Source organism: Rhodococcus maanshanensis NBRC 100610 (assembly GCF_001894865.1).
Lineage (GTDB): Bacteria > Actinomycetota > Actinomycetes > Mycobacteriales > Mycobacteriaceae > Rhodococcus_G > Rhodococcus_G maanshanensis.
The window spans coordinates 1-1,086 of the sequence record NZ_BCXA01000088.1 but is presented as its reverse complement, the minus strand read 5'-3'; the positions used below and the strand labels follow the sequence as shown (position 1 = coordinate 1,086).

General features: G+C 70.4%; 1 protein-coding gene. It reads right to left on the bottom strand.

Going from position 1 to position 1,086, the window contains the following annotated elements; translation table 11 throughout:
• Positions 1-2 precede the first annotated feature (2 nt).
• The coding region (locus tag RM1_RS25785) for a TIGR03118 family protein (protein WP_072754436.1) at positions 3-1,086 on the bottom strand (1,084 nt) is incomplete at its 5' end.

Below are 1,086 nucleotides of genomic sequence, written 5' to 3'. Positions count from 1 at the left end.
GCTCAGTTCGCCTGCCGGAGCGCGCCGAACAGGCCGTCCTTCTCGTCCTCCGGTCCGGCGGTGAAGTACAGCGCGTCGGCGTCGCCCAGGCTTTCGCCGTTCCCGAACAACAGACCCCACAGCCCCTCCACCGCCAGCGGCTCACCCGCGTCGTCCCGCAGATAGTCGACGAAGTCTCCGGTGCCGTCGTCGAAGGCGAGGATGCGTCCGGCGCCTGCGAAATTGCCGACGAGCAGCTTGCCGCCGAGCGCGCCGAACTCGGGCGGGGCGAGGGCGACACCCCAGGGGGCGTTGAGGCGGCCCTGGTCGTCGAGGACCCGGACGACGGTGCCCGCGGCGTCGAACTCGGCCACCTTCCCGCGGTCGGGCCGGTCCTGGGCGGCGGCCTCCTGCTCGGCGTCGAGGGAGTCCTCCTCGCCCGCATCGAATTCGGTTGCCGGACCGCCGCCGGGTGCCTTGGTGGTGGCGTAGGTGACGAAGACGCGGTCGCCGACGGTGGTGATGTTGAACGGGGCCGGATCGCCGGGGCGGGCCTTGTTCCCGCGGCCGGGGTCCGCCGGATCGATGGGGTCGCCGGTCGCGAACGGGTTCGCGAAGCCCTCGGTGGGGACGGGTCGCCAGTTCTTGTCGAACTGCCGGATCTGTGGTGCGGCGCCGAAATCGGCGGCCCAGAGGGTGTCGCCTCCGCCGGGTTCGAGGGCGATGCCGAAGAAGTTCATGCCCTGAGCGGTGCCGTCGAACATATCCTTGGCGGGACCGTTGTGGCGGACGATTTGCCCGTCGGGGCCCTGTTCGGTCCATCCGGAGATGTGGCCGGAGTCGGTGGCGAAGAGGAAGCGCGCGGATCCGCTGAGCAGTTGCTGTTGTCCGTCCACCTGTACCGGTTGGCCGGTGACGACGAACTTGTCCGAGGTCAGGGGTGCGGGGTTGAAGATGACGCCGGTGGTCTTGCCGATGCCGGCGTCGGTGGTGTCGGAGTCGGCGCCGGGCACGGTGACCTCCTTGAGCCCGTCCTGGTGTAGCTGGCGCAGCGCCGGGTCGGGGGAGGCGGTGACATCGCCGACGAACTCGTAGGAGGTGCCGCCT